This is a genomic window from Massilia sp. WG5, from assembly GCF_001412595.2.
Lineage (GTDB): Bacteria > Pseudomonadota > Gammaproteobacteria > Burkholderiales > Burkholderiaceae_D > Telluria.
The window spans coordinates 773609-800123 of sequence record NZ_CP012640.2 but is presented as its reverse complement, the minus strand read 5'-3'; the positions used below and the strand labels follow the sequence as shown (position 1 = coordinate 800123).

Below are 26515 nucleotides of genomic sequence, written 5' to 3'. Positions count from 1 at the left end.
ATCTCACTCCACCCAGCTGTAGCCGTCGCGCGCCAGCAGCGCGAACGATTCCGCCGGTCCCCACGAGCCGGCGGCGTAGGTGTGCGGCTTTTCGCCCAGCGTGCCCCAGCCTTCGATGATCGGATCGGCCCATGACCAGGCCGCTTCCAGTTCGTCGCGGCGCATGAAGTGGGTCAGGCGGCCGCGCACCACGTCGATCAGCAGGCGCTCGTAGGCTTCGGCGCGGCGCTGCTGGAAGGCCGACTGCAGGTCGAGGTTCAGCGCGACCTGCTGCATGTGCATGCCGCTGCCGGGTTCCTTGGCCATCAGTTGCAGCTTGATCGCTTCCTCCGGCTGCAGTTCGATCACCAGGCGGTTCGCGACGCCGCCCGGCGCATCCGGGAACAGCGGGAAGGGCGGATTCGTGAACTCGATCACGATCTTCGAGGAGCGGCGCTGCATGCGCTTGCCGGTGCGCAGGTAGAACGGCACCTTGGACCAGCGCCAGGTATCGATGAAGGTGCGCAGCGCCACGAAGGTCTCGGTCTTGCTGTCAGGCGGGACGTTCTTCTCTTCATGGTAGCCCGGTACTTCCTGGTTGCCGCTGACGCCGCGGGTGTACTGGCCGCGCACGGTGTCGCGCGCGATGTCGGCCAGGGTGAAGCGGCGCAGCGAGCGCAGCACCTTCAGCTTCTCGTCGCGCACCGCGTCGGCGTTGAGGGAGGTCGGCGGCTCCATCGCCACGATGCACAGCAACTGCAGCAGGTGGTTCTGGACCATGTCGCGCATCGCGCCGGCGCCGTCGTAGAAGCCGGCGCGGCTGCCGACCCCGACTTCCTCGGCCACCGTGATCTGCACGCTCGAGATGTTCGGCGCGCGCCACAGCGGTTCGAGGATCGAGTTCCCGAAGCGCAGCACCATCAGGTTCTGCACGGTTTCCTTGCCGAGGTAATGGTCGATGCGGTAGATCTGGGATTCGCCGAAGTGCTTGCCGACCGCCTCGTTGATCTCGATCGCCGACGCCAGGTCGGTGCCGAGCGGCTTTTCCAGCACCACGCGGGCGTTCGCGTCGACCAGGCCGGCGCTCGCCAGCTTTTCGCAGATGATGGTGAACAGCGATGGTGCGGTCGACAGGTAGAACACGCGCTGTGCGCCCTGGCGCGAGGCGCTGGCGAGGGCACTGAAATCCGCGGCCTGCTGGACGTCGAGGCGGACGTACTCGAGCAGCTGCAGGAAGCCGTCCCAGGTCTTCTCGTTGAAGTTGTCCTCAAGGATGAAGGCGCGCGAATGCTCCTGCACGTGGGCCAGGTAGGCCTGGCGGTCGTACTCCTGGCGGCCGGTCGAGATGATGCGGGTCGAGGCCGGCAGGTTGCCGTGCAGGTAGGCCATGTAGAGGGCCGGCAGCAGCTTGCGCATCGCCAGGTCGCCCATGCCACCGAAGATGGTCATGTCGAGGGGAAGGCCGGTATCCGTTTCTGTCGAGAGGGTCATGTCGTGTTCAGTCAAAGAAGTTGAAGTGGGCGCTGAGCCGGCAAGCTCCATACGGTAGCAGAAGGGCGGCGGATGCGCTCGTTCCACCCTGCTTTTGGCAGGGCATGGCGCGCGTTTATCTTGTAAATCGCATAGCTTACAATCTGGACGGGATTTAGGGAATCCTCAAGCATCTTCCCGGGAGGCTGTCCAATGGAGTTCGACCATGTTCCGTCGCGCGGATCCTGAGGCTGCCGGGCCCCGGCTGGGCGCGGCCGGGCTGACCGCGCTGGCGATGCTGGCCTTCGCCGCCAACTCCCTGCTGTGCCGGCTGGCGCTGCAGCAGGACCGCATCGACCCCGCCAGTTTCGGCGCGGTGCGGCTGCTGGCCGGCGCGCTGGTGCTGGCCTGCGCGGTGCGCATCGGCCGCCGGCCCCGGGCAGAAGACGGCGGCTGGCGCTCGGCGGCGCTGCTGTTCGCCTACGTGGCCCTGTTTTCCTTCGCTTACGTCTCCCTGGCCGCCGGCACCGGCGCCCTGATCCTGTTCGGCGCCGTGCAGCTGACCATGCTGGGCGTGGGCCTGCTGCGCGGCGAACGCTTCGCGCCGGCCGGCTGGCTCGGGCTGGCGCTGGCCATGGGCGGTCTTGCGGTGCTGCTGCTGCCGGGCGCCGCAGCGCCTTCGCCGGCCGGGGCGGTGCTGATGGCGGGCGCCGGGGTGGCCTGGGGCGGGTACTCGCTGCGCGGCCGTGGTGCGGCCGATCCGCTGGCCGCCAGCGCCGCCGGCTTCATCCGCGCCGCGCCGATGGGCGTGCTGCTGGCGCTGGCCTTCGCGCCGCGCCTGCACGTGGACGCGCGCGGGGTGGGGCTGGCGATCGCCTCCGGTGCGATCACGTCCGGGTTGGGCTATGTGGTGTGGTATGCGGCGCTGCGCCGCCTGACGGCGATGCGGGCGGCGGCGGTGCAGCTGTCGGTGCCGCTGATCGCGGCCGTGGGCGGGACGCTGCTGCTGGGCGAGGCCTTCACGCTGCGGCTTGGCATTGCGGCGCTGGCGATCCTGGGCGGGATCGGGCTGGTGCTCGGCGGGCGCGAAGGGCCGAGGACCGGGCGCACGGCGGGACGCAGGTGAATCCGGGGCCGTCATGGGCCCCGGCGGCCTTTCGAGTATTTGCAACTAACCGACAATGGCCAGGCAAGGAACAGAAGCCAGCCGACAGCGTGGGGGGGGCCGGCGTTCCGGATCAGGCGCTCCCGGGATGCCGGCGCAGGAAGGCCGCAAAGGACTCCACTGGCCCCTCCAGGAGCTCCGGATCGAGCGCGAACATGGCCCAGTAATACAGTTCGCGGCCGTGGCAGGTCTGGGCGGGCGCGGTGAAGCGGTGCCATTCCTTGTGCCGCACCAGCGAGTACATGCCGTCGCCGTCGCTGAAGTTCGGCACCACGCGGCGCTGTTCGAGCGCCTCCAGCAGCGAGGCCGGGGCGCCGCCGTCGAGCGCGATCTCGAACTGGGCGTTCATGCTCTGCTCGGTCTCGACCGCCAGCAGCCAGGGGCGGGCGTCGCGGTCATACATCAGGAAGCCCGGCGGGGCCTTGTACAGATAGTGTTCGACGATCTTGTGGCGCGCGCCGAGCTCGCGCACCAGGCCGCAGATCGCCGGGTCGTTGACGAAGCTGAAGTCGTGCAGCGAGAGCAGCATGCGCAGCGCTGCCGACTGCGACTGGAAGTAGCCTTCCTGGAGCTCGGTGAGGTCGGCCTCCAGCCGGTCGAGGGCATGGACGTCGCTTTTGCGAACGTAGCGGTCGATCAGGCCGCGGTTGAAGGCTTCGATGGCGATCCGCTCGTCGGCGACGCCGGTCAGCAGGATCTTCCGGCACGGCAGGTCGTGCACGGCTTCGCAGAACTCGATGCCGTCCATCCCCGGCATCGAATAGTCGACCACCAGCACCGAGGGCGTCATGAAGCGCTGCGCGCGGCGACGGATCGCGCACACCTCCTCGACGTGCAGGGCGATGTTGTAGGGCTGGGGCGACAGCGTGTAGGTGTCGACGCTGGGCGAGAGCAGTCCGGCCGGCGCGCCCGCTGTGGCACCGTGCTCGCGCAGCCAGGCGATCGCGGCGCTGGTGTCGCTGAAGCCGATGCTGGGGAAGGACGGCCCGAGCTGGTAGCGCAGGCTGTGCAGGAAGCTGGGGCTGTCGTCGACCAGGACGGTCATGGTCGGGTGCTGGTAGATCGGGAGCGTCATGTCGGGTCTCCAGGAGAGAGCGGAGAAAGCGGAGAAAGCGGAGAAAGCGCATCGGCCGCGCGCCGTGCCGGCGGGAACTCGATCGCGAACACGGTGTAGACCTGTTCGCGCGAGCGGCAGCGGATCTTTCCGTGCCAGGCGTGCACGATGTCCTTGCACAGGGCCAGGCCGATGCCGGCGCCGGTATGCGCCGGATACGAATAGAAGCGCTCGAAGATGTAGGGCAGCTGCCTGGCCGGGATCCCGCAGCCGCTGTCCATCAGCAGCAGGCGCGGGCGCTTGCGGGCGCCGTCGACGATGATGCGGACCTTGCCCTTGCCGGCGCGCTGCAGGGCCTTCAGCGCATTGCGCAGCAGGTTGAGCAGCACCACCGCGCCGAGCTCCTGGCGGCCCAGGAAGGCGAAGTCGCTGCGCACCACCACGTTCACCTGCTGGCGCTGTTCCTCGGTGACGAAGGGGTAGCGCTCGATCACCGCCTGCACCATGTCGGCCATCCAGACCCGCTCGCTGGGCGCCATCTGCTGGTTCATCGCCGCTGCCGACAGCAGGAACAGGTCGATCATCTGGTTCATGTGGCGCACCTCGAAACGGATCCGGGCCAGCGCGCCCGGCACGCCGTCCTCCCAGCCGGAGGCCGCGCGCTCGATTCCGCGCACGTTGGCGGAAATGCTGATCAGGGGCGTGCGCAGCTCGTGCGACACCATCCCCAGCGCCTGCGCCATGCCGGCCAGTTTTTCGCGCGCCAGCACCCGCCGCCCGATCTTCGTGAGGGCCACGATCACGATCGTGAAGACATAGATCGGCGCCTGCTCCAGCACCAGCGGAAAGGCGTGGAAGCCGTCGGCGGCGGCCTGCGGATCGCCGAACCCGATGTACAGGATGCAGGCCAGCAGCGCGCCGGTGGTGCAGGAAGCGAGCGCCCACAGCGAGTCGAACTGAAACAGCAGGATCAGGGAGAGCAGCAGCGACTCGCCCCACACCGCGGAGCCGTGGTTCATCAAGAACATGTAACTGAAGAAAAACGGCATCACATAGGTCACGCTGACGAATTCGTAAATCCGTAAGCAATTTCCCTTGAATTTGCGCGGGAACAACAAAGCCGGAAGGCAAAGAACGAATCCCAACATCCGCAGGTCCAAGCTCTCGAACTTTTGCGGGAACCAGCTTGTCCAGATGAGGTAGTAGGCCGGCATGCCGATGCAGCCGACCCAGGCCAGGAAATGCAGGCGTACGACGGCGTTTTCCTGCTGCAGCTCCTGGCGCAGCAGCCACCTCAGCATGGCAGGCCGGGTCGTCTGCAAGCGCGCCCTGATCGGCGCACTGATGCGCGCAAAACTCCTGTACAGCAGATTCTTCACTCGGCAACTCCCGGTCCTGGACCGTCTGTGTTCGATACTTGTCAATTCGAAATTGATCTCACTCAATTCTCGGTTGAGCTTGACGGAAATCGCTCAGCCCAGGTTGATCTCGGTCAATTGTGCGTCGAACTGGCGAGCTCATGCCTTGTGTATGGACACAATGAAATTTTTTTGGAGAAAAAATATGACCACGATCAGCACCGCCCAAGCCCTGCACCGCAGCGCTACCCTGCACATGCCCGCCTTCGTTGCGCGCAGGATGGACGAGCACCATGTCACCCGGATCGAGCAACTGATGGGCGGCGAACACGTGCATGTCTGGAAGCGCCCGGGGCCGGGCGCAGTCATACTTGCGGGTAACGACTACCTGTGCCTGTCGCGCGAACAAAGCCTGGTCGACGCCCAGCTCCGCAGCCTGCAGGACAGCGTCGGCCAGGCCCTGATGTCGGCTGTCTACCTGCAGGCGGGCAGCCAGCAGCACCGGCTGGAAGAAAAGTTTGCCGATTTCCTCGGCTGCGAGGAAACGATCCTGGCCCAGTCCGGCTGGGCGGCGAATGTGGGCCTGATGCACAGCATTGCCGAGCCGGGCGTGCCGGTCTACCTGGACATCATGGCGCATGCGTCGCTGTGGGACGGCGTGGCGCTGGGCGGGGCCAGGGCCGTACCCTTCCTGCATAACAACATGGATCACCTGCAGCGCCAGCTGAACAAGCATGGCGCCGGCGTGATCGTGGTCGATGCCCTGTACAGCACCGACGGCAGCCTGGCGCCGCTGCACGACGTGGTGGCGCTGGCGGAAAAGACCGGCAGCGTGCTGGTGGTCGACGAATCCCATTCGCTCGGCACCCATGGTCCGCGCGGGGCGGGCCTGGTGATCGGGGCCGGGCTGGAGGAGCGCGTCCATTTCCGCACTGCCTCGCTGGCCAAGGCTTTCGCCGGCCGCGCCGGCATCATCACTTGCTCCAGCCGTTTCAAGCCGTATTTCCTGTCCGAGTCGCGGCCGGCCATCTTCAGCTCCTGCCTGCTGAACCACGAACTGGCCTGGTTCGACGCCGCCATCGACGTGGTCGAGCGCGCCGATCTGCGCCGCGCCGCGCTGCGCCGTATCACGGACGAGGTGCGCGCCGGCCTGGGACAGCTCGGCTACTGCATCGACGAGGGCAGCGAGCAGATCATCGCGCTCGAAGTGGGAACCGAACCGCGGACCCTGGTGCTGCGCAAGGCGCTGGAGAACCGCGGCATCCAGGGCGCCGTGTTCTGCTCTCCCGCCACGCCGAAGAACCGCGCGCTGGTGCGCCTGACCCTCAACGCCGGCCTGCGCAGGCACGAGATCGTGAAGCTGCTGGCCGCCTGCGCCGACATGCGCGAGGAGGTCGGGCTCGAGAGCTGGACCTCGACCCTGCGCCGGCGCCGCGTGCATTGATTGCTTCTGACTCACAAAGCCAGAAAGTTGGCTCCTAAAGGCAGGCACAAAATCGTGGAGGTTTGGCGCTTTCGCTTACGCTTGATAAAAAATTATTAAGTGGTGCGAAGGAGACAAGCGTGCAAGACAAATACAAGCTGGTTGGGCCGATCTACGATTGGCTGAGTGCCTTCTACAGCGGCAAATCCATCCACAAGTGCAAGATCGCGATGCTCGATCGGCTCCAGCCCGGCGACAGGGTGCTGTTCGCCGGCGTCGGCCACGGCCGGGATGCCGTGTACGCCGCCCAGCGCGGCGCCGAGGTCACCGTGGTCGACCTGTCCGAGACCATGTTGAAGAAGTTCTCGGCCAACCTGGCGAAGGAGGGCGTGGAAGAGGGACTGGCGCTCCCGATCCGCCAGGTCCACAGCGACATCATGCAGGTCGAGGAAGTCGAGCGCTACGACATGGTGGTGGCGAACTTCTTCCTCAACGTGTTCGACGAAGACATGATGGTGCGCGTGCTGCAGCACCTGATCCGGCTCGGCAAGCCGGGTGCGCGGGTGGTGGTCGGCGACTTCTCCTTCCCGACCGGGAACGTCCTGAGCCGCCTGGTGAAGACCCTGTACTGGTATGGCGCGGTCGGCTTCTTCTGGCTGTTTGCCGGGAATGCCTTCCACAACATCTACAACTATCCGGAGTGGATGAAGAAGCTGGGGCTGCGGATCCAGGAGCAGAAGCACTACAGGCTGCTGCTCCTGAACTGCTACTGGTCGGTGCTGGGCGAAAAGCCGGCCGCATGAGCGAGTCCGCCCTCGCGCTGGGGCGGCCGGCCGCCGCCCACCTCGATACCGCCGTCCAGGCCGGCCTGGCGAACCGCATCGCCTGCCTGAAGCAGTACGGCAGCCACCCGATGTCCTTCTCGACCATGCAGCCGGACATGGCCTACTTCGAGCTGCCCGGGGTCGGCTACATCGCCTACGCGCAGTACTGGGGCATGCAGTTCGCGCTGGCCGATCCGGTCTGCGCGCCCCAGCAGCGCGAACAGCTGCTCGACCGCTTCCTCGCGCGCTTCCCGCGCGCCGTGTTCGTCCAGGTGAGCAAGGCGGTGGTCGACCACCTGCATGGGCGCCACGGCTACTACGGCACCCAGTTCGGCAGCGAATCGAAGATCGACCTCGCCGGCTGGAGCCTGCGCGGCGCGCGCAAGCAGATCATCCGCACCGCCGTCAACGGCGCCGCCGGCGCCGGCATCGAGATCCGGGAGGGCGGCTTCGACCATGACGTCAGGCGCATCTCGGACGCCTGGATCCGCACCCGGCGCTGCAAGGACAAGGAGATCCGCTTCCTGATCCGGCCGATGATCGTCGACTACCGCGAAGGCACGCGCTACTTCTACGCCTACCTGCATGGCGAGGCGGTCGGCTTCATCTTCTTCGACCCGATCTGGCGCGACGGCCGCCTGGCCGGCTATGCGCCGAACATCTCGCGCTCGTCCGCCAACTTCCGCCAGGGCCTGTGGTATGCGCTGATGGCGCATGCGCTGTCCGTGTTCAAGGAGGAGGGCGTGCCCTGCGTCGACCTCGGCCTGGTGCCGCTGCAGATGGGCGGCGAGCTCGAGCCGCAGGAGTCGCGGCTGCTGCGCATGGCGATGTCGGCGATCCGGGAAAGGATGGACTTCCTGTACAACTTCAAGGGCCTGGAGTTCGCCAAGTCGCGCTTCCAGGGGCGTATCGAAAAGACCTACTGCTGCCACCGCAACGCCATGCCGGCGCTGGCGATGACGGCCATGTTCCGGCTCACCCGCATCATCTGAACCATGACAATCACTCCATTGAGCGTGCCGGCCGCCCTGTCCGGCAAGCGCATCCTGCTGACCGGCGCGACCGGCTTCCTGGCCAAGGTCGTGCTCGAGAAACTGATCCGCACCGTGCCCGGGCTCGGGGGCGTGGTCCTCCTGATCCGCGGCGGCCCGGACGGCAATGCGCGCGAGCGCTTCCAGCGCCAGGTGGCGTCGTCCTCGATCTTCGACAGCCTGCGCGCCGAGCGCGGCGCGTGGCTGGAGAGCTTCTTCGCCGAGCGGATCGAGTGCCTCACCGGCGAAATCACGGAACCGCATTTCGGCCTGGGCGAGGATGGCTTCCGCGAACTGGCGTCACGCACGGACCTGGTGGTCAACGCCGCCGCCAGCGTGAACTTCCGCGAACCGCTCGACCAGGCCCTGCGGATCAACACGCTCAGCCTGCGCCACCTGGGCGAGCTGGCGCGCGCCGCCGATGCGCCTCTGGTCCAGGTCTCGACCTGCTACGTGAACGGCTACCGGCGCGGCGACATCTTCGAGGACGAAGGCCACAAGGACGGGCACGGCGATGTCGAGGCGCTCATCGACGCCCTGCAGCGCAAGATCGACACGGTCAAGGCGCGCTACACGGATTCACCGGCGCAGGAGGACGCCCTGACCGCGCTGGGCATCCGCGAAGCCAACCGCCACGGCTGGAACGACACCTATACCTTCACCAAGTGGATGGGCGAGCAGCTCGCGATGCGGGGCATGCGCGGGCGCCCCCTCACCATCGTGCGGCCCTCGATCATCGAAAGCACGCTGAAGGGACCGGTGCCCGGCTGGCTGGAGGGCGTGAAGGTGGCCGACGCCGTGATCCTGGCCTACGCGCGCGGCCGCACCAGCTTCTTCCCGGCGCGCCCGGCAGGGATCATCGACGTGATCCCGGCCGACCTGGTCGCGAACGCGATCCTGCTGGCGGCAGCGGAAGCGCTGTCCGCGCCGGCGCGGCAGCGCATCTACCAGTGCTGCAGCGGCGGCAACAACCCGATCCTGGTCGGCGACCTGATCCGCCTGCTGCAGGACGAAGCGAAGCGCAACTGGCGGCACTACGACAAGCTGTTCTACAAGGAGCCGAAGCACAGGTTCCGGGTGGTCGGCAATGTCCGCTTCCGCCTGGCGATGGCCGGGGTGGCGCTGGGCGCGCTGGCCTGGAGCGGCCTGCGCCGCCTGGCAGGCCAGCCCGGCGCGACTGCGGCGACGGAAAAGCTGCGCACCACCCGCCTGCTGGCGATCACCTTTTCCTTCTATGCCCAGCCGCGCTACCGTTTCCATAACGGCGAACTGCTGGCCCTGGCCGCGCGCCTGGGCGCCGCCGAGCGTGCCGTCTATCCGGTCGACGCGCGGCTGATCGACTGGGAAGACTATCTGTGCCGGGTGCACATGGCGGGGCTGAACCGGTATGCGCTCAAGCGCAGGGAAGAGCGGACGCCGGGCGACCGCGTGCCGGCCGGGGCGCCGGCCCGGCAATCCCTGGCCAAGCCAGAGGCCGCCGCCTGAATACCCGGGCCCGCAGCGCCCTCGCGCGCACTGCGCAATAATCTTCGGCCACTCCATAAATTTACCCGAACGCCTGTCGCTATTTCCGGACAGGTGGTCAATGCCATTTGCCGCTTATGCGTAAATCGGCTAATTCTCATTTCTCTCATCCACGCTTTCCTTCGCAAGTAACAGCGGTGGAGGTATTAAAGTCTTTTAATGTAAATGTTTTCTTTAATCAATTGTGAAGAAATTGTTATATAAAATAATGGTGATAAATTGCGTATTTACTACATACGCGACCAGCGGATGTGAGTAATATGTAACCGCAGCTTACGGATAGACCGATACTTAAAATGTCAAAACGGCCAAGGGGAGAAACATGGGAGATCATTCGATAAACTTCGCGGATGTAATGTCCTTTAAGACTGGCCATTCGGCCGGGCAGCTACATGAATTCCGATCGACATTGCCGATAACCGATAAAGGGAGGGATTATCCGCCGGAAGCCGGGCAGGACTATAAAATGGACTGGGTCGATTACGCAGCGGCGGTACAGGAAAATGAGCGGCGCCGGATTGCCTCGGAATTGCACGATGGCCTGGGGCAGATGCTGACGATTCTGACGATCGAGCTGCGCAGCGCGAAAACCGCGGCCGTGGCCTGTAATGCGCTTGCGCCCGCGCTGGGCCTGGCGCTGGAACGCGCGTGTGCCGGAGCGCGCCAGGCCATCGACGAGTTGCGCCGTTCGGTCATGAACCTGTATCCGTCGATGCTCGACGACCTGGGCCTCGTGGCCAGCATCTCCTCGATCCTGCGGGAGGCGCGCCAGGCCCAGCCCCAGTTGAGGATCGCATCGAATATCGCGGTGAGCGACAGCGATGTGCCTTCGGCCCTGCGGATCGTGGCTTACCGTATTGTGCAGGAGGCAGTAAATAATGCCCTGAAGCATGCGGATGCGCGGCAAATCACGCTAGTCTTTTATAAAAGCAATGATTGCCTCACGCTAATCATCGAGGATGACGGCGAAGGTATTTCTCCGGCCTGGGTCCAGGAATGTCGGCCTTCCTCGGGCATTTGCGGCATGATACGCCGGGTGCATGCATCGGGAGGGACCATCGCAATATCCAGCGATGCCGGAACCGGCACCAGGATCGGTGTGGAATGGAACATGAAACCGCTTTGCTGAATCTCCAGCCAAGGGAACATCCGGGCGCGTGGATCACGATGCAGGAATAGAAAAATGGCCGCAAATGCGGCCATTTTCATTTTGTGTCGGCACAGTAGCTGCGGCTACCGTAAAACATACCTTTGCGTACGTAGTTTCCTCTCCTGAACTGCAGACTTTGCCTCCCTGTGTGGACAAAAGCCTTCCGCCATACTGGTTTGAAGCGGTATTGGCGTAACGCGACTGTATTGGTCCAAATAGAATTTCGCAAAACCAAGGGTGGCCGGGAGAATCAACATGGATCTACATATCATCACCAGGGCGGTTTCGGGCATGGTGAAATGCCTGCTCATGCCCGTTTTCATGGTCTTGCTTGCGTGCGCAGGAAGTCCGGCGCTGGCGGAACCGGGTCCCCTGCAGGTTAAAGTGATGGGTGTCGACCCGTCGGGGGCGGTAAAGGAGGTCACGAGTTACCGGTGGACGATCGAGCAGGACACCAGCAAGGAATCGATACCGGGGCAGCACGCTACACGCGACAGCTACTCGTTCAGCTTCCACTCGAGTTACATGCCGGTGCTTGCGGCGGGCAAGATGGCGGACGGCACGCCGGTCGTCGGGAACGACTGCAGCGAACCGGCTTCGGTGGCCTGCCTCGATCCAGACCGAAAATACATGCCGCTGCCGGCGCTCGACCGCAGCAAACGCCACTATATATCGATCCTGCCCGAGGATGGCTACGCGATGGGTGGCGCGGCGATTCCCGCCGGCGCCACCTCGGTCACGGTCTACGTCAACAAGTATCCCCTGCCGGCGGCGCAGCTCTCGGTATTCGTCTTCAACGACAACAGTCCCCTGAACGGGGCGCCCGACCTGCCGCAGGAGCAGGGCCTGGCCGGCTTCACCATTCTCCTGACCGAAGCCGGCGGCACCTATGGGGCATCGGGCGGGCAGGTAACCCAGGACGCGTTCGGCAACCCCCTCGGGACGACCTACAAGACCAGTTGCGGCGCCGGTGAGACGTTAACGGCAGGCTATTGCTACGCTAACGGCAAACCGGTCATGCTCGCACGTGGCAGCGGCATCATCAAATCGGGCGCCGACGGCATTGCGGTCATCCGCAACCTGTACCCCGCCAAGTACACGGTGCAAGTCGTACCGCCGACCGGCACCGACTGGCAACAGACCACGACGATCGAAGGCACCAAGGGCGACGACGCCTGGGTGCGCAACGGCGAACCCCCGTTCTTCCAGGAGTTCGGACCGCCGGGACACCACGTATTCACGGGCTTTACGCACAAGGGCGTCCTAGCCAAGAATGGCAACACGCCAGTCCTAAACGGCACCGCCACCATCACCGGCAAGATCGTCAACATCCACAATTCGCGCCCGCCCGACTACAGCTTCCATGACGGCGCGCCGTTCCCGGGGTGCTGGATCGGCCTGAACGAGGCTACCGGCACCAGGCGCGCGCTGTACGCGGCGCCGTGCAACGCCGACAGCACGTTCTCGATACCGAAAGTCCCGGCCGGCACCTGGGAGCTGGTTGTCTTCGACGAAGCCCTCGACCTGATCATTGCCACCGCACCGGTCACGGTGGCGCCGGGCGCAAGCACGCTGGCGCTCGGTAACGTGCCGGTCTTTAACTGGTTCGCCCGTTATGAAGGCAGGGTGTTCTTCGATACGAACGGCGATGGATTCCCGGACGCCAATGAAGTTGGTATTGCCAACCAGGCAATGAATATCCGCTTCCGCGACGGCAGCATCTATCAGTCGACCCTGACGGATTCGAAGGGGGAGTTCAAGTTCAACGAGTTTTTCCCCTTCTTTAACTGGATGATCGGCGAAGTCGACTACTCGCGCTTCAAGGCGACCGGCGCCACCGTGGTCGTCGACGGCGGCGGCGCTGTTCCGCCGCACAACGGCTGGACCACCCCCTCGTTCGACCGGCTGTCGCCACAGGTGTATACCTGCACCCAGGAAGACGTGGATGCCAACCCCGGCAACAGCAATCCGAACCTGTGCCACGACGTCGGGCAGACCATGCCGTACCGGGTCGAGCACGGCGTGGTCCTGCTGGAAGGGATGCAGACCTTCCTGGGCCAGACCAACCATATCGAGTATGGCAAGAAGGCCTATTCGGGACAGGAAAACGGCGGCATCGCCGGTATCGTCCAATACGGCATCACGCGCGCGGAGGACGATCCCAAGTACGCGACCGCCGAGAACTGGGAGCCGGGGATCCCGCGCGTGCAGGTCAACCTGTTCCTCGATTGCGACGGCGACGGCAAGCCCGACAAGCCGTCCGCGGCCGGTGACGGCAGCTGCGAGTCGCGCAGCAGCGAGGGCTACGCCTACGATCCTCCGGACGTCGACAACTACCCGTTCTGCTGGCGCGATCCGGCTTCCTGCGGCAAATCGGCGCCGGAGAAAGGACCGGAAGACGTCAAGCGCAGCCACCAGGGCGGCCCGGAGGAATTCAGCTACGGCGATGTGTTCAAGTGGGGCGCCAACTCCGACGACGGCAACCGTCCCTACGTCGGCCTGGGCAAGACCGACGGTTGGGACGATGCGCAACCTTCGGGGTGCCCGGGCGAAGCGTACAAGGTTCCGTATGGAACGGACGCCGGCAAAGCGCTCGACTGCTATGACGGCCTGCGCAACTGGAACCAGGCGCGTCCCGCCGTGTTCGACGGCGGCTATGCCTTCGGCAGCGTGGCCGGACAGGCCAACCTGCCCAACGTGAAATACATCCTCGAAGCCGTCGCGCCACCAGGCTATTTCCACCAGGGTAATGGCGACAAGAATGTCGTCTTCGGCGACGTCATCTCGCCGACGCCCCAGGCCGAGCCTTTCCCCTGCGTCGGACGCGACCTGCCGGTGCCGGCCTACCTGACCCTGTTCCCGGGGCAGGGACAGGGCAACCCGCTGTTCAAGGGCGCCGGCCAGACCTGGAAGAAGTGCGACATGAAGCTGGTCGACATGCAGCCCGGCCGCAACCCGGCCCCGAACTTCTTCCTGTACACGGAAGCCCCGGTCGCCGGCCACGGTGTCGGCTTCATCCTCGACGACCTCTCGAGCGAATTCGACGTGAATGCGCCGACCTTCGGCGAAAAGCACGCGCCGCCGCACCTGCCGGTCTCGCTGCTGGACTGGAGCGGCAGGGAAATCGGCCGCGTGTATGCCGATGAATTCGGTTCCTTCAACTTCCTGGTGCCGTCGACCTTCACGATCAATCCGCCGTTCCCGTCCGGCGTCTCGCCGAGCATGATTACCTCGTGCATGAACTCGCCGGGCCCGATCGCCGACCCGAGCGGCGCCACCAATCCGGACGGCAGCCCGAAGATGGTGATCGATCCCTACTTCGACCGCCGCTACAGCCAGTTCTGCTACACCTTCCAGTACCTGCCGGGCAAGACCACCTACCTGGACACCCCGGTGGTGCCGGTCGCCGCCTTTGCCGGCCCGTCGCAGAATCCGGTCGACTGCGAATTCGGCGATGGCGTGCCGATGATCTACAGCGTCACCGGCGACAGCAACAGCGGTCCCTGGGTGCCGGCCAGCGGCAACCGTACCCTGACGATCGTGTCCGCCGGCAGCCTCGATGTCCTCAATCCCTACTATGACCCGGGCGACGGCACGCCGCGCCTGGTCAAGCGCGACTTCGGCTTCGGTCCCGCCGGGCCGAACAGCAAGGTGACCCTCGGCGGGCTCGAATTGCCCGTGGTGAGCTGGGCCAACGACCTGGTCGTGGTGTCGGTACCGGCGAAGGCCGCCACCGGTCAGCTGCTGATCACGCGCGACGGCGTCGTCTCGCCCGTCGGCCTGACGGTGACCGTCGGCGGGTCGGCGCCGAAGTACGTCCCGGCCGGCGGCAGCATCCAGGCCGTCATCGACGCGCCGACCACCAGCGACGGCGACCTGATCATCGTTCCGCCCGGCATCTATAACACGCCGGTCATCATGGACAAGAAAGTGCAGCTGCAGGGCTGGGGCGCCATGTCGACCATGATCAATGCCGCGAAGCTGGGGAACGACACGCTCCAAAAATGGCGGCGCCTGATCGACCGCAAGATCGACGCCAGGCCGGCGAGCCCGCCGGTCATCGATCCGGATACCGGCGTCAATACCCTGAACGCCGGCCCCAACCGGACCTTCGACCTGCTGCCCGGCCAGTCCCTGGGCGGCAACCTCAGCGACAACGAACCGATCCTGTTCGGCGCCGATGAAGCCCCGGGCGTGCTGGTGGTCGGCAAGGCCGCGTCGAGCGGTTCCGGCAACGGCCACTTCAACGCCACCAATCCGGCCCGCATCGACGGCCTGACCATCACCGGCGCCGATGGCGGCGGCGGGATCCTGGTCAGCGGCTACGGCCGCAACGTGCAGATCGCGAACAACCGCGTGGTCGGGAATTCCGGCACCTACGCCGGCGGCATCCGCATCGGCCACGTCGACCTGCTGGACCAGAACAATACGGCCTACGGCGGCTATACCGATTCGGTCGACCCGAACGCCAACATCCACCATAACTGGGTCGTGCAGAATGGCGGCACCGAATCCGGCGTGGGCGGCGGCATCGGCCTGGGCAATGGCGCGAGCAACTACCAGGTCGTGAACAACCATGTGTGCGGCAACTTCACGCTCGGTCACGGCGGCGGCGTCGCCCAGCTCGGCCTGGCGGACGGCGGCCTGATCGCCAACAACCGCATCCTGTTCAACCAGGTCTTCAACCAGTCCGCGAATTCGACCGGCGGCGGCGTGTTCATCGGCGGTGCGCCGCCGCTGAATGCCGGCGCGCTGTCGGCGGGCACCGGTTCGGTCAGCCTGCAGCAGAACCTCATCCAGGGCAACAATGCCGGCTCCGGCGCCGGCGGCGGTGTCCGCCTGGCGCAGGTGAACGGCCTCGACGTGAGCCGCGCACCGAACAACGAGTCGACCTGGAATACGGTCACGATGGTCAACAACATCATCGTCGACAACGTCTCGGGGTTTGCCGGCGGCGGCGTGGCGATCGTCGATGCGCTCAAGGTGAACGCCTCGAACAACACGATCGCCTTCAACGACACCACCGCGACCGCGCAGGAAGCCTTTTCCCATCCGGGCGACCCGCAATCGAGCCCGCAGCCGGCCGGCCTGGTATCGCAGGCCAGCAGCGGCGGACTGGTCGCGGCGATTGCGCAGGGCAAGCGCAACAGTTACCTGTTCTCCAATCCGGTACTGCACAATGACATCCTGTGGCACAACCGGGTCGGCTGCTGGGCCATTACCGGCAGCGGGGCGGGTGAATTCGGCCTGTTCGACGCCGATCCGGGCGGCGGCTGCAACACCGCTTCGCTGATGGGCAAGAATCCGGTCTATGTGGACCTCGCGGTGATCGGCACCGCCAAGCAGGGCACCTTCGCCGGCAAGTATGTGGAGAGCGGCAAGGACAAGCTGAGCCCCGACCACAGCATCCTGTCGGACCTGCTGGGCGCCGGCGGCTATGGCGGCAACGGCAACCTGGCGGACGACCCGCTGTTCGTGGCGGCCTATCCGAACGGCGACCGCAAGCCGACCCCGTTCATTCCGGGCTTCTCGACGACCATCGACACCGCCGCCACCAGCGACGAGGGCGGCAACTACATCGATGTCCGCTATGGTCCGCTGACCCCGTGGAACTGCATGGGCAGCGACGGCAAGGCCAAGTCGCCCCAGAGCGCAGCGAATTGCCCGCTGTTCGGCGACTACCACCTGAAGGCGACGTCACCGGCGGTCGACAAGGGCCTGAACCGCACCGCCAGCAATGGCGTGCCCGACGCCGACTACGACGGCCAGAGCCGCAACGCGGCGAAGATCGACATCGGCGCCGACGAGGTCGGCGGCGGCAGCGCGCCGCCTCCGGCCACGGCGCCGACGCTGACGGTGCTGGACAACTTCAACCGGGCCAATGCCAATACCCTTGGCGCCAGCTGGCAGCAAGGGGTGCTGTTCGGTGCGGCGGCGATCCGTCTCAACGCCCAGCAAGCGGCAGCTACGCTGGCTGGCGTGGCGTTCTGGAAGGACCAGTTCGGCCCCAGCCAGGCTGCGTCCGCGGTGCTGGGCGGGGGGCAGTTGAACGGCGTCGGGCTATTGCTGAAAGCTGCCGGCAATTTCGTGCTCGGCACCTACACCAGCTATGTCCGGGTGCGCTACAACAACAACTCGATCGTGGTCGATACCACGACCACCGGCGGCCTGTCCTTCGCCAACACCGCGACGGTCGCCAGCGGCGTGACCCTGGCAAGCGGCGACACCCTGCTGGCGCAGTGCAGCGCGTCCGGCACCGTGACCGTGTGGAAGGTGCAGGGCGGCGTGCCGGCCCTGCTGGGAAGCGCGACGCTGCCGGTGAGCGGCGGGAACGCCTTCGTCGCCGGCGCCGGACGGATCGGTGTGGTGGAGCCGGCTAACGGCCACATCGACGACTTTGCCGGCGGCACCGTCCCCTGACGCCAACCGGTCCACTCGAAGGAGCTTATCGTGAACGTGAAGATCATCAGGAAACTCGGTGGGCCGGCCTTGCTCGCGGCCCTCGCATGGCTGCCCGGCGCCGCCCGGGCCGGGGTGTTCGTCCAGTGTCCCGGCGATACCAACGGCGACGCCACATGGACCGGGCGCGAGGTGCGTCCGGCGAATACGGTGTGCAAGCACCTGACGGGAGGCGACGGCTTCGTCACCATGGCCGACGGGCGGCAGATGTACTCCTTCGGCTTCGACGACGTCACCGGCACCCTCGCCAAGGACGTCGTGCTGAACCTGGCGCACGCGAACTTCGTGGCCCCGCTGATCGAGCTGAACGAAGGAGATCACTTTTATCTGACGCTCAGCAATGTCGGGATGGTGGCGCGTCCCGACCTGTTCGATACCCACAGCGTCCACTTCCACGGCTTCGCCAACCAGGCGCCGATCTTCGATGGCGTGCCGGAGGGCGCCATGACAGTCAGCATGGGCGCCAGCGTCACGTATTTCTACAACCTGAACGAACCCGGCACCTATATGTACCACTGCCACGTCGAGGCGGCCGAGCACATCCAGATGGGGATGCAGGGCCAGTTGTTCGTCAAGCCGCGCCAGGACGGCACCAGCAAGACGTACAAGGGCAAGACCTACACCAAGTTCGTCTACAACGACGGCGACGGTTCGACCGGCTACAGCAAGGCGGTCGCGCTGCAGCTGACCGCCTTCGACACGGCCACGCACGAAGCCGATTTCGGCATCCAGCCGATTCCGTTCAACCAGATGAAGACGGTCTACCCGATGATCAACGGACGCGGCTATCCGGACACCGTCAATCCCGCCGCACTGCCGCCGACCCAGGTCGACCCGTATACCTCCGGCACCACATTCCAGTCGCAAAAGACAAGCTCGCTGGTGACCCTGGACCGCCGCACCGAGGGTTCGCGCCTGCTGCTGCGGCTCTCGAACCTGGGCGTGGCGGACTACTACACGGTCACCGCGCAAGGCCTGCCGATGACCGTCGTCGGGGCCGGTGCGCGCCAGCTGCGCGGGCCGACCGGCAAGGACCTGTACTACGACACCGCCTCGGTGACGCTGGGCGGCGGCGAGTCGGTCGAGGTCATGATCGACGCCTCGTCGGTCCCGGCCGGCACCTATTTCTTCTATACGACCAATCTGAATTTCCTCAGCAATAACGACCAGGACTATGGCGGGATGATGACGGAAATCGTGATCACGGGGGATCCGACATGAACATCGCCGACAAGGCGCGGCGCGCGGCCGCGCTCACCCTCTGCCTGGCCGCGCTGGCCGGCAATGCGCTGGCAAAGATCGACGGAATCACCGGCAGCGGGGCCGGGACCCCGAGCAGCCCGCGCACCTTCAACCTGGTCGCCACCGAGGCCAGCCTCGTCACCGGCGACGGCAACACGGTCTATGCCTGGGGCTATGCCGATGCCGCGACCGGGATCATGCAATACCCCGGCCCGACGCTGATCGTGCAGCAGGGCGACACGGTGACGGTCAACCTGGTCAACCAGCTGCCCGTCGACGGGTTGGCGGTATCGGCGGTGTTTCCCGGCCAGATCGGCGTCGCCGCCAGCTGTGCGGCAGGCGCGGCGGCCTGTTCGGACGGGCTCCTGACCAAGGAAGCGGGGCGCAACGGCAGCGTCAGCTACACCTTCGTCGCGGGCCAGCCCGGCACCTACCTGTACCACAGCGGGTCGCAGCCCTCGCTGGAGGTTGAAATGGGCCTGCTGGGTGCGCTGATCGTGCGTCCGGCCGGCTTCGACCCGTCCGCCACGGCGACCCGCAAGGCCTACAACCAGGCGGGAACCGAATTCGATCGCGAATTCCTGCTGCTGTTGACGGACATGGACGCGGCCATGCACGACACGATCGCGAACCAGGTGCGCAAGCACCAGCCGATCGACGTCGATACGTCGGCGTTCTACGCCACCATGTGGTTCATCAACGGCCGCAACGCGCCCGACACGCTGCTGGCGGCCGGCGTGCCGTGGCTGCCGAACCAGCCGTACAACGCGGCGCCCATCATGCACCCCGGCGACAAGGTGTTGGTGCGCGAGCTGAACGCAGGCCGCGACCTGCATCCCTTCCACCACCACGGCGCCCACATGCAGCCGCTCGCGCGCGACGCCAGGGTGCTCGAAAGCGCACCCGGCAGCGGGCCGGACCTGGCTTCGCCCGATTTCACGATCCGCAGCATCCCGGGCCAGACCGCCGACCTGATCTTCGAGTGGACCGGCAAGGGGATCGGCTGGGATATCTATGGCACCAGCGACGGCCACACCTGCGTGCCGGATGCGGGCGGCTTCAGCCCGACCCACGAATGGTGCGCCGACCACGGCAAGCCCTTCCCGGTGATCCTGCCGAACCAGCAGGACGTCGCCTTCGGCGAGTACTACAGCGGCAGTCCCTACATCGGCACTTTCGGGGTGCTGCCGCAGGGCCATCCCGGCCTGAGCGAAAACGGCGGCTATTTCCACATCTGGCATTCGCACAACGAAAAGGAAATCACGACCAACAACGTGTTCCCCGGCGGGATGAAGACTTTCCTGATCATCGAAGCGCCCGGTGTCGCGATTACTGAGTGAGGACGTCATGAACGAGAAGCGATCGACATCGATCCGTACCGCGGCCGTGCTGCTGGCGCTGGCCGGACTCGGGGGATGGAGCGGCGGCGCCGGCGCCGTCGAATACTGGCTGCAGACCGGCACCGCCACGGTTGCCGGCGTGCCGATGTGGGGCTATGCGCTGTGCGGCACCGGCAGTACCGCACCGGCCGCCTGCGACGCCCCGGTCACCGTGCCCGGGCCGCCACTGACGGTGCCACCCGGGGAGGGGCTGGTGGTCCACCTGACCAATACCTTGCCCGAGCCGACTTCGCTGGTCATCGCCAGCCAGGTCAAGCAGGAAGCCATGCAGCCGGTCTGGCTCGACGCGGACGGCGTCACCACCTACGCCGGCGCGCGCCCGGCCGGCAATACCACCGCGCGGGTCCGCTCCTTCGACCGCGAGGCGGGGCCGGGCGGCGGGACCGCCACCTATACCTGGGCCAGCATACGGCCCGGCACCTACCTGTACAGCAGCGGCACCCATCCGCAGGTCCAGGTGCAGATGGGCCTGTACGGCGCCATGACCAAGGACGCCGGCACCGGCAAGGTCGCCTACAGCAGCGGCGCCACCAACATCGTGTACGCCAACCAGGTCACGCTGGTCTACAGCGAGATCGATCCGGCGATGCATGCCGACGTCGCCTCCGGGGCCTACGGGGGCAAGGGCAGCCCCCGCAGCAGCACCCTCGAATACCACCCGAAGCTCTTCCTGATCAATGGCACGCCGTTTCCCGGACCGGGCCTGGATCCGCTCGTCGTCCCGACCCTGGCGCCAGGCGCGACTGGCGTGCCGGCCGGCAGCAACCTGCTGATCCGCTTCCTCAATGCGGGCCTGAAATCGCACGTCCCGACCATCAACGGGCAGTACTGGCAGGTGGTCGCGGAGGACGGCAATCCGGTTCCCTTCCTGTCGAATCCGCGCCAGCAGTACACGGCCTTCCTGCCGCCGGCAAAGACGCTCGACGTGCTGCTCAAGCCGGTCTCCCCCAGCGCCGACGAGACGGTCAGGTTCGCGGTGTTCGACAGCCGCTTCTATGACACCAGCAACGGGAACCCGAACGGCGGCATGCAGTTCCGGCTGGCGGTCGCGCCCGCGGTGGCAGCGCCGCCGGTGTTCGACACCGTGCCGCCAACCACGGCCACGGTCGGCACGCCGTACAGCTATGCGGCCCATGCGACCGCCTCTGCGGGGCACGCCGTCCAGTACAGCCTGAGCGGCGCGCCGGCCGGCATGACGGTGGCGGCGGGCACCGGCCTGGTGAGCTGGCCCTCGCCGGCCGCAGGCAGCTACGCGCTGACCCTGCGTGCCACCGACCAGACCACCCCGACTCTGTTCGCCGACCAGCAATATACGCTGACGGCCAGCCAGGCGGGCGGCGGCGGGGCGCCGGTGGGGGCGCCGGACAGCTTTACCGCGATCGCCCACTCCGCCAGCCTCGGCAACCAATCGCTGGCCGCGCCGGGCGTGCTCGCCAACGACAGCGCGCCCGGCGGGCAGGCCATGAGCGCGCTGAAGATCAAGGAATGTACGGTCGTCAACGGCGCCTGCAATACCACATCGAACCGGGTTGGCGTGAATCCGAACGGCGGCCTGACGCTGACCTCGTCGACCAGCACCAACGAACTGCGCGTGACCTACCGGGCCCAGACCGGCACCGGCGCCGCGGCGCTCCAGAGCGCCGATACGCTGGCGACGATCCAGGTGATCGGCAACCGCGCGCCGGTCGCGGCCCCCGACGCGTTCCAGGCGACGCCCTGCACCTTCCGCGTGAGGCAGGGCAGCGAGGTCTGCAAGACCGGCGCCGGCGCGTACAAGCCGGTGGCCCTGGCGCCGGCGGCCAACGACTCGGACCCGGACAGCGCGACGATGGATGCGGCCAACCAGCTGCCGCTGGCGGTGGCGAGGGTGCGCCAGCCGGGCAGCACCGGGAGCGGCAGCACGTCCGGCACTGCAACGGCCCAGAGGGGCACCGTCACCATCAGCGGCACCGGCGTCACCTATACACCGCGCTACAACTTCACCGGCACCGACACCTTCGAATACCGGGTCAAGGACCGACTGGGCAAGGAGTCGGGCAGCACCAACAGCAATGGCTGGGCCACGGTGACCATCCAGGTCCAATAGGAGACGACCATGAACCGACCCCAGCCTTGTCTGCGCCGCTTCGCCGCCGCGGCCTGCCTGGCCGGCATGGCGACGCTGTCGGCTTGCGCATCGGCGCCGGCCGTGCCGGCATCGCCCGCGCCGGCCGACCAGGCGGCGGTGCAGGATTCGCTCGGCATCGCCGTGCACGGCCTGCACCTGACCGCGCACGGCTCCATGCTCGATCTGCGCTACCGCGTGACCGATCCGGCCAAGGCGGCCGTGCTGCTGGACCCGAAGAAAAAGGTGCAGCTGCTCGACCCGCGCCGGCATGCGGCCCTGGGCGTGCCGGAATCGCCCGTCATCGGGCCGATGCGCCAGACCGCCCGCAACCACGTGCTGTACCAGGACCGCGATTACTTTGTCCTGTTCGTCAACCCGGGTCACGCGGTCAAGGCGGGCGAAACGGTGCAGCTCGCGGTCGACGGCCAGCCACTGGCCCGGCTGCAGGTCGAATAGGAGAAGATGATGAGAAAACCGTATCGGTACGGTCTGGCTGCCGGCCTGCTGGCATCCATGCTGGCGCCGCCGGCCGGCGCCGGCGTGCTGACGCCCGAACTCGCGGCGAAGATCGCGGAGCGCACCTCGTCGGACCGGCTGCCGGTCATCATCCAGATGCCCGATCGCCTCGACCTGTCGGGCTTCAGGGTGAGCGACCGCCGCAAGCGCGACAACGCGGTGTTCAAGGCGCTCAAGTCGCGCGGCGCCGCCAGCGCCGCCAGGCTGACGCCGCTGCTTGCGCAGTTCGGCATCGCGAGCCTGCAACAGCTCTGGATCGTCAACGCGGTGGCCGTCACGCTGCCGGTATGGGCGGTGCAGGAACTGGCGCGCAATCCGCTGGTGGGCCGGATCGGCTACGACGGTCCGGTCCCGTTCGCGAGCGCGCCGAAAGCGGCTGCCGTCCCGTCGGGGAGCTGGAACCTCGACGCCGTCGCGGCTCCCGCCCTCTGGGCCATGGGCCTGAACGGCGGCGGCGCCGTGGTCGCCAGCCTCGACACCGGGGTCGATGCGAGCCATCCCGACCTGGCGGCCAGCTGGCGCGGCGGCGCCAACAGCTGGTACGATCCCTACAGCCAGCACGCCACGCCCTACGACGCCAATGGCCACGGCACCCAGACCATGGGGCTGATGGTCGGCGCTTCCGCAAGCGGTGTCCCGGTCGGCATGGCGCCCGGTGCGCGCTGGATCGCGGCCAGGGTATTCGACGACAGCGGCAACGGCACCATGAGCAGGATCCACCTCGCTTTCCAGTGGCTGCTCGACCCCGACGGCAACGTCGCCACCCTGGACGCCCCCAACGTGGTCAACGCCTCGTGGGGCCTGAACGGGATCGCGCCCGGCAGCTGCAACACGGAGTTCGCGGACGACATCCTGGCCCTCAAGGCGGCCGGCATCTCCATCGTCTTCGCTGGCGGCAATAACGGGCCGGACCCGGCGACGGCCGTCAGCCCGGCGTCGAACCCCGGCGCGATCGGGGTCGGCTCGCTCGATGCCGCTCTCGCGCTCGACCCGTACAGCAGCCGCGGACCCTCGGCCTGCGACGGCGGCGTGTTCCCGAAGCTGGTGGCGCCCGGCGTCAACGTGGTGAGCACCGACCTGTCCTTCGGCGGCCTGCCGTTGTACGCCACGGTGAGCGGCACCTCGTTCGCCGCGCCCCACGTCGCCGGCGCGCTGGCGCTGCTGGCGTCCGCGTTTCCGGCGGCGCCGATGGCGACCATCGAAACCGCCCTGATCGACAGTGCGCGCGACCTCGGCGAGCCCGGCGCCGACAACCAGTACGGCTACGGCATCGTGGACGTGGGCGCAGCCCGCGAGCTGCTGGCGTCCCGCGCCGGTGGCGCCGCACCGGTCATCACCTCGACCGCGCCCGCCACGGCAGTCGAAGGGCAGCGCTACCAGTACGCGCTGCAGGCCAGCGATGCGGACGGCGGCGCCCTGGCCTACAGCCTGAAGAGCGCGCCGGCCGGGATGAGCATCGACGCGGCGACCGGCCTGATCTCCTGGGTGCCGACGCATGCCCAGACAGGCGCGAACGGCGCAGTGGCGCAGGTGGCCGATCCGCGCGGATTGCTGGCTACGCAGGGATTTACCGTCACCGTCGCCGCGCTGAATAGCGCGCCGGTGGCGAACGCCGACAGCTATACCACCGGCGCCGGCAAGGTCCTCAGTGTCGCCGCCCCGGGCGTGCTGGGCAACGACCGCGACGCCGACGGCGACGCCATGCACGCGGTGCTGGTGGGCGCGCCGGCGCACGGCACCCTGGTGCTCGACCCGGCCGGCAGCTTCCGCTATACCCCGGCTGCCGGCTACAGCGGCGCCGACGGTTTCAGCTACCGGGCAGCCGATGCCGCGGCAAGCAGCGCCGTGACCAGCGTCAGCCTGACGGTCCAGCCCGCCGCCACCAAGCCGCCGGTTGCGGTGGCGGACAGCTACACTGCGCCGGTCTACCGCAGCTCGCCGTATGCCGCCCGGAGCCTTGCCGTTCTCGCCAACGACAATGCGAACGGCGGAACGATCGCGGCCGCCACCGTCGAGATCGTAAGTGCTCCCGCAAAGGGCGGCACCGCCAGGGTCGGCAGCAACGGCACGATCGCGTATACGCCGGCGCTGCGTTTCAGCGGCACGGAAACCTTTACCTACCGTGTGAAAAACACCATGGGACAGTGGTCGAACAGTGCCACGGTGACGGTCAAGGTCCAGTGAGGCGGCGATGCACATCTTCCCACATGGCCTGCGTTGCGCCGCCGTGCTGGCGGCTTTCCTCCTGCTCGGGCCGGGCCTGGCGGGGGCGCCGGCGTCCGCCGCCGCGCCAGCCGGCGACGCCGCGGCGGGGGAGCGGATCTACCGCGAAGGGCTCACCCGCGACGGCAGGCCGGTACGTGGCATGGGCCTGAACGGCGCGGTGCTGACGGGGCAGGAAGCGGCCTGCAGCCAATGCCACCGGCGCAGCGGCTTCGGCACCGCGGAAGGCGCCTTCGTGGTGCGCCCGATCACGGCAAACGACCTGTTCCAGGAGCGCGCGCCGGCGGCGCCAACCCCGCGCATCGCCCACCAGATCGGCAAGCCCCAGCGGCCGCCGTATGACGAGCGAAGCCTGGCAGCCGCAGTACGCAGCGGTATCGACGTGAACGGGCGGCCGCTCGGCGGACTGATGCCGCACTATCCGCTGGGCCCGGCCGACATGCGCGACCTGGGCGCCTACCTGCACGTGCTCGGCGCCACGCCGCCGGAAGGCGTGGACGGCGAGGACGTGCATCTTGCCACCGTGATCCAGCCTGGCGTGGCCCCGGCGCGGCGCGCGGCGCTGCTGGCGGTGCTGGACGCCTTCATCCGCGACAAGAACGCGGCGGTGCGCTCCGAGCCGGCCCGGCGCAACGCTGGCGCCATGCGCATGCAGCGTGCATACCGACGCTGGGTGCCACATGTCTGGCAGCTCGAAGGCGCGCCCGCGCAATGGGGCGGACAGCTCGAACGCTTGTACCGGACGCAGCCCGTATTCGCCCTGGTGTCCGGGCTGGGCGACCAGGACTGGACGCCGGTGCACGCCTTCGGCGAGCGGCGCAAGCTGCCCTGCATCCTGCCCCAGACCCTGCTGCCGGCGTCCGCGCTGCCGAATGCGTACACGATCTATTTTTCGGACGGCATCCGGCTCGAAGCGGAAGGCATCGCGCAGCAGCTGGCCGCCCAGCATGCGCGTGGTCGCGTAACCCAGGTCTACCGCGCCGGCGATCCGCTCGCGCAGGCCGCAGCGGATGCGCTGCGCCGCGCGCTCGCGGCTGGCGGCGTCGAGGTCGCCGACCAGGTGCTGGCGGCGCAGCCTGCCGCCGGCCAGCGCCCGGGCCGCGACGGCGATGCGGCCACCGTGCTGTGGCTGGACGGGCACGGGCTGGAAGGGCTGACGCCGCCTCCGGACCGGCCGCTGTACCTTGCCGGGTCCCTGGCGCCGGCGCCGCCGCCGTCCTGGCAGCGCGCCGTGCTGGTCTCGCGCTGGGACAGCGGCCCGGAACACGAGCGCCGCGTGCGGCGCGCACGCGACTGGCTGAAGGCGCGCGCCATCTTCGCCGGCGAAGAAGAAGAGGTGCAGGTCGACGCCTTGTTCGCACTGTCGATGGTCGGCGAAGCGATGATGCACATGCTGGACAGTTTTTCGCGCGAGTATTTCCTCGAACTGGTCGAACACAGTATCAATGTCACGGTACTGCCTTCCATGCACCCGCATCTCAGCCTCGGCCGTGACATGCGGGTGGCGGCGCACGAAGTCTACGTGGGCGGCGCCGTGGAACCGGTGAGCGCATCCGTGGCCGCCGCGAGCCCGTGAGCCCGCCAACCCCT

At 67.1% G+C, this 26515-nt stretch carries 16 protein-coding genes; 13 read left to right on the top strand and 3 right to left on the bottom strand.

Annotated elements, in window-relative coordinates; translation table 11 throughout:
* Positions 1–3: 3 nt before the first annotated feature.
* On the bottom strand, positions 4–1470 hold the full coding sequence (gene zwf, locus AM586_RS03450; protein WP_047825753.1) for a glucose-6-phosphate dehydrogenase: 1467 nt from the start codon (positions 1468–1470) through the stop codon (positions 4–6).
* 205 nt (positions 1471–1675) lie between these two features.
* Between zwf and AM586_RS03445 the strand changes: the two genes are divergently transcribed.
* Positions 1676–2575, top strand: a complete 900-nt coding sequence (locus AM586_RS03445) for a DMT family transporter (RefSeq protein WP_047825754.1) — start codon at positions 1676–1678, stop codon at positions 2573–2575.
* A 112-nt stretch (positions 2576–2687) separates the two neighbouring features.
* Here AM586_RS03445 and AM586_RS03440 read toward each other — a convergent pair whose 3' ends face one another.
* The gene (locus tag AM586_RS03440) at positions 2688–3689 is read right to left on the bottom strand and encodes a response regulator (protein WP_047825755.1); all 1002 of its coding nucleotides are present in this window, start codon (positions 3687–3689) and stop codon (positions 2688–2690) included.
* The gene (locus tag AM586_RS03435) at positions 3686–5047 is read right to left on the bottom strand and encodes a sensor histidine kinase KdpD (protein WP_229411202.1); all 1362 of its coding nucleotides are present in this window, start codon (positions 5045–5047) and stop codon (positions 3686–3688) included. The genes AM586_RS03440 and AM586_RS03435 overlap by 4 nt, the downstream gene beginning before the upstream one ends.
* A gap of 184 nt (positions 5048–5231) precedes the next feature.
* Between AM586_RS03435 and cqsA the strand changes: the two genes are divergently transcribed.
* From cqsA to AM586_RS03375, 12 genes are all read left to right on the top strand, one after another.
* Positions 5232–6470 (top strand): alpha-hydroxyketone-type quorum-sensing autoinducer synthase, encoded by a 1239-nt coding sequence (cqsA, locus tag AM586_RS03430; protein WP_047825756.1) that lies wholly within the window; start codon positions 5232–5234, stop codon positions 6468–6470.
* Positions 6471–6532: 62 nt separating this feature from the next.
* Positions 6533–7252 (top strand): class I SAM-dependent methyltransferase, encoded by a 720-nt coding sequence (locus AM586_RS03425; RefSeq protein ID WP_257791532.1) that lies wholly within the window; start codon positions 6533–6535, stop codon positions 7250–7252.
* A complete protein-coding gene (locus tag AM586_RS03420; RefSeq protein ID WP_052234021.1) occupies positions 7249–8265 on the top strand; it encodes a DUF2156 domain-containing protein in 1017 nt (338 codons plus the stop codon). Before AM586_RS03425 ends, AM586_RS03420 begins: the two co-directional genes overlap by 4 nt.
* Positions 8266–8268: 3 nt before the next feature.
* Positions 8269–9789, top strand: a complete 1521-nt coding sequence (locus AM586_RS03415) for a fatty acyl-CoA reductase (RefSeq protein ID WP_047825758.1) — start codon at positions 8269–8271, stop codon at positions 9787–9789.
* A gap of 361 nt (positions 9790–10150) precedes the next feature.
* Entirely contained in the window at positions 10151–10957 is an 807-nt protein-coding gene (locus AM586_RS03410) for a sensor histidine kinase (protein WP_082439622.1), read from the top strand.
* A 276-nt stretch (positions 10958–11233) separates the two neighbouring features.
* The gene (locus AM586_RS03405) at positions 11234–17398 is read left to right on the top strand and encodes a hypothetical protein (protein WP_156328234.1); all 6165 of its coding nucleotides are present in this window, start codon (positions 11234–11236) and stop codon (positions 17396–17398) included.
* A 30-nt stretch (positions 17399–17428) separates the two neighbouring features.
* Positions 17429–18658, top strand: coding sequence for a multicopper oxidase domain-containing protein (locus AM586_RS03400; RefSeq protein WP_047825761.1), 1230 nt, complete (start codon positions 17429–17431; stop codon positions 18656–18658).
* Entirely contained in the window at positions 18655–20019 is a 1365-nt protein-coding gene (locus AM586_RS03395; RefSeq protein WP_052234022.1) for a multicopper oxidase domain-containing protein, read from the top strand. Before AM586_RS03400 ends, AM586_RS03395 begins: the two co-directional genes overlap by 4 nt.
* Positions 20020–20026: 7 nt before the next feature.
* Positions 20027–22165: an Ig-like domain-containing protein gene (locus AM586_RS03390; RefSeq protein WP_047825762.1), complete on the top strand. Its 2139-nt coding sequence runs from the start codon at positions 20027–20029 to the stop codon at positions 22163–22165.
* Positions 22166–22174: 9 nt separating this feature from the next.
* A complete protein-coding gene (locus tag AM586_RS03385) occupies positions 22175–22642 on the top strand; it encodes a hypothetical protein (RefSeq protein WP_047825763.1) in 468 nt (155 codons plus the stop codon).
* A 9-nt stretch (positions 22643–22651) separates the two neighbouring features.
* Complete coding sequence (locus AM586_RS03380) at positions 22652–24886, top strand: S8 family serine peptidase (RefSeq protein WP_162600516.1); 2235 nt, start codon at positions 22652–22654, stop codon at positions 24884–24886.
* Positions 24887–24893: 7 nt separating this feature from the next.
* Entirely contained in the window at positions 24894–26501 is a 1608-nt protein-coding gene (locus AM586_RS03375) for an ABC transporter substrate-binding protein (protein ID WP_052234024.1), read from the top strand.
* The last annotated feature ends 14 nt before the right edge of the window (positions 26502–26515 follow it).